Annotated in this window: 6 protein-coding genes and 1 tRNA gene; 2 read left to right on the forward strand and 5 right to left on the reverse strand. The window is 66.8% G+C overall.

The window, feature by feature from the left end:
- Position 1: 1 nt before the first annotated feature.
- Positions 2-76: transfer RNA gene (locus V5A53_RS13885), tRNA-Arg, on the reverse strand.
- A 41-nt stretch (positions 77-117) separates the two neighbouring features.
- Positions 118-495, reverse strand: a complete 378-nt coding sequence (locus tag V5A53_RS13890; RefSeq protein WP_332314213.1) for a YccF domain-containing protein — start codon at positions 493-495, stop codon at positions 118-120.
- Between the two features lie 84 nt (positions 496-579).
- On the opposite strand from V5A53_RS13890, the gene V5A53_RS13895 reads away from it, so the two are divergent.
- The gene (locus V5A53_RS13895; RefSeq protein WP_332314214.1) at positions 580-1,119 is read left to right on the forward strand and encodes an AAA family ATPase; all 540 of its coding nucleotides are present in this window, start codon (positions 580-582) and stop codon (positions 1,117-1,119) included.
- Complete coding sequence (locus tag V5A53_RS13900) at positions 1,116-1,532, forward strand: RNA-binding domain-containing protein (protein WP_332314215.1); 417 nt, start codon at positions 1,116-1,118, stop codon at positions 1,530-1,532. The genes V5A53_RS13895 and V5A53_RS13900 overlap by 4 nt, the downstream gene beginning before the upstream one ends.
- Positions 1,533-1,547: 15 nt before the next feature.
- On the opposite strand, the gene V5A53_RS13905 is transcribed toward V5A53_RS13900, so the two are convergent.
- The 3 genes from V5A53_RS13905 to V5A53_RS13915 all read right to left on the reverse strand — a co-directional run.
- On the reverse strand, positions 1,548-2,609 hold the full coding sequence (locus V5A53_RS13905) for a molybdopterin-dependent oxidoreductase (RefSeq protein WP_332314216.1): 1,062 nt from the start codon (positions 2,607-2,609) through the stop codon (positions 1,548-1,550).
- 61 nt (positions 2,610-2,670) lie between these two features.
- Positions 2,671-2,880: a hypothetical protein gene (locus tag V5A53_RS13910; RefSeq protein ID WP_332314217.1), complete on the reverse strand. Its 210-nt coding sequence runs from the start codon at positions 2,878-2,880 to the stop codon at positions 2,671-2,673.
- Between the two features lie 194 nt (positions 2,881-3,074).
- Positions 3,075-3,416, reverse strand: a 342-nt coding sequence (locus V5A53_RS13915) for a hypothetical protein (protein ID WP_332314218.1), incomplete at its 5' end; no start/stop codon positions are given.

Raw genomic sequence — 3,416 nt, forward strand, 5'->3', positions numbered from 1 at the left:
ACGGGCGCGATGGGATTTGAACCCACGGCCGTCGGATTAGAAGTCCGACGCTCTATCCGGACTGAGCTACGCGCCCTCGCTTCCGGATAGCGGCGGTGTCCTCAAAAGCGATACGGGTTAGCCGTCGTAGCGATACAGCGACAGCACGAACGGCAGGCGGTGAAGCATCCAGATGGCCACAGGCAGGCCGATGACGGTGATGGCGAGGACGTTGGCGACGTTCGCCCAGATGAAACTCGCCCACCAGCCGACGAAGACGAAATAGACGGCCCGGACCACGAGGTTGTGCTGGCCGCGGCCGGCTTCGGGGTCGATGGTCGATTCGGGGGATTTCAGGGTCAGCGCCGTCGGGACGAGGTTGATGAGCTTGACCGAGATGGGCAGGAGGACGACGGTAAGCCCCAGCAGCCACGCGACGTTGACGAGGATGGGCGTCAGCCACCAGCCGACGAAGACGAACCACAGCCCACGGGTGAGGAGGGAACGTTGTGCCATGTGGTCGATAGCGTTCCTGCGGGGATGAGGTTGGCGGCCGCCGAACAAAGCCGTTAAACGGCCGCTCGGACTACCGACGTACGAATGCAGGTCATCGGAACCGTCGGGCTGGCCGGCAGCGGCAAAGGCGAGTTCGCCAACGTCGCCGAGGAGCTTGGCGTCCCGGTCGTCACGATGGGCGACGTCATCCGGGCGGAGTGTCGCGAGCGCGGCCTCGACCCCGCCGAGCATCACGGCGAGATCGCCCAGAAACTGCGGCAGGAAAACGGTCCCGCCGCTATCGCCGAGGAGTCGCTGCCGCATATCGAGGCGGCACTGGAAGAGGACGACACGGTGCTCGTCGACGGGATTCGCTCGGGCATCGAGGTCGACGCCTTCGAGGAGCGATTCGGCGACGACTTCACGCTCGTCAGCATCGAGGCGCCCTTCGAGGTGCGCGAAGAGCGAATCAACGACCGCGGCCGGGATAAGGTCGGCGAGGACGGCGAGAGCCTCGAAGCCCGCGACGAACGCGAGCTGAGTTTCGGCCTCGACGAGGCGCTGGCACGCGCCGACGTGACCATCGACAATACGGGCACCCTCGAGGAGTTCCGCGAGCGGGCCCGGGAGCTACTCGACCAATGATATACAGCGTCGACATCCAGATCACCGCGCCGGTACAGGACACCGAGGTAAGCGACCGGGTGGCCGACGCCATCCGGAACCTCTTCCCGGAGGCCGACATCGAGTCCCATCCGGGCGAGTTGCTGGCGACGTGCCACACGATGGACCACTTCTCCGAGCGCCTCCACGAGCAGGCGATCCTCGACACCGCCCGCGGGCAGTTCTTCGCGAATCTGGAGGGCGACACGTTCAGTTTCGACCTCAAGAAGCAGGCGGCCTTCCGCGACGTCGTCAACTTCGCCGTCGGCAGCGGCAGCGAGTTAGGCGACATCCACGTCCGCGTGAAGGTGTCCGACCCCGACGCGGAGACGTTCATCGACCACATCGCGCCGCCGACCGAGGAAGGGCGGCCGGTCGATTCCGACCGCCGATAGGACGGGTCCGAGCCGTTACCGGAAGCCGCTGACGAAGATCGCGATTCGCTCGCTGTGGTCCCGTCGACGGGTCACGCGTACCTCTTCGACCCATTTCACCCACTGGAAGCCGCGGCGTCCGGGTGCGACCAGTCGAACCGGAAAACCGTGGCCGTGGGTAAGCCGGTCGCCGTCGACGTGGGTCCCCAGCAGGGCGTCGCGGGCCGCCTCGATGGGGAGACTCCAGCGGTAGCCGGTAACCGACCGGAAGGAAACCCACCGGGCCTCGGCGTCGGGGTCGGCCGCATCGAGCAGCGAGGCGACCGAAACGCCCTGCCAGTCGTGTTCGGAGTACCAGCCGCTGGTGCAATCCAGGACGGCGCGGCGTTCGTCACCCCCGAGTTCCTCGTAGTCGAATTCGAGCGGGTCGGCGACGGCGCCGTCGACGGACAGCGACCAGTCCGCCCGGTCGACCGGTTCGGGGTCGTCGGCGACCCAGCTCGTGACCGGGAAGCCGTTGCCGTCGTCGCTACCCGCCTCGCGAGAGCCGGTGAATCGGCGCTCGGAGCCGGCCGTTTCGAGCGCGCTGTTGATAGCCGTCTGCGCACGGTAGGTGGCCGCCCCGGCGACGACGAGGGCGGTGTATCGGAGCGCCGTCCGTCGGCCCTCGACGTCCGACCGGCCGGGCAGCCGGAACCGCGAGCGGAGGTGCCCGGCGAGCAGGATGGCGACGACCAATCCGAGGCCGATGTGGAGGTTGAGCAGGCCCCACGGGCCCAGATCGAGCGAGGCGCCGAAGACCCACGCGACGCCGGAGGCCAAGGCGGCGAGCGTGACGATGGCGAGGAGCACCGAGAGGGCGATGGTGGCGCTTCGGCGAGCGCCCGCGACGCGGTAGCGAACCCGCCGGAGTTTCAGGCCGACGAGGCCCGCCAGTACGAGGCCGCCGAGGCCGTGGGTCAGGAACACCCACGCTCGCGAGGGGCGGCCGGAGAACAGGCTCACGATACCCGTCGCGAGCACGAAGCCGACGCCAAGCAGGAGCGACCAGTCGAGGACGCGCGGGTTGGGCGCGGTCAGCCACGCAGGACGGTCCATCGTCGAAGATTGGCGTTGCGGCCGCTAAGAAGTTCGGGTAGCGGGAAAGCGAGACGTTCGATCAGCGACAGTAGGCGTTGTCGTCGTCCATGAGGTTGCGCATCCGTGCGAGCGAAAGCGGGTCGAACTGCTGGGGGGCCTTCGCCGAGGTGATATCGGCGGCTTCGTTGGTTTCCTCGGTCGCCCAGGGGTCGGTACCGCGGGCGCTAATCTCGGTTGTCGGGGCGTCGGTCAACTGCGGGTCAGGGGTCGTGGAAGGTTCGGTGCTCATTGGTTCGTTGGGTCGTGTGGTCGTCGTCGGTGCGGCCGGGCGGACAAAATCAGGGATGTACACCTACGACGGCAAGAAGCGAACCTCGTGTACGACGATTGTCTCGCATGTACTTTCGTGATATTACACGGATGTTCATAAAGATACCGGCGAGTGGCAATCGTTGCTGACAGTCGTCCACAAAACCGTGGTAACTACCCCCACGGTTCGTAGACCACGATGGCGGCGTCGAGTCGACCGTAGGGGATGTCGTAGCGTTCGACGGGCTCTAACGGCAGGAATTCGGGTTTCGTCGTGAGCGCGACTGCGCGGTCGACCGACCCCTCGACGAGTCGGTCGGCGAAGGCCGCATAGAGGTCCCGCAGATCCTCGTCGACGCGGACGCCGAACGGCAGGTTCGTGACGACGCAGTCGGCATCGAGCGCAGCCTCGCGGGCATCGGCCTCGACGATAGCGATCTCGTCGTCGAGGCCAGCGGCGTTGCGGTTCTCCCGCGCGCAGTCGAGCCATTCCTCGCGGCGGTCGCGGGCCTCGAT

The sequence above is a fragment of the Natronomonas sp. genome (genome assembly GCF_036625485.1).
Classification (GTDB): domain Archaea; phylum Halobacteriota; class Halobacteria; order Halobacteriales; family Haloarculaceae; genus Natronomonas.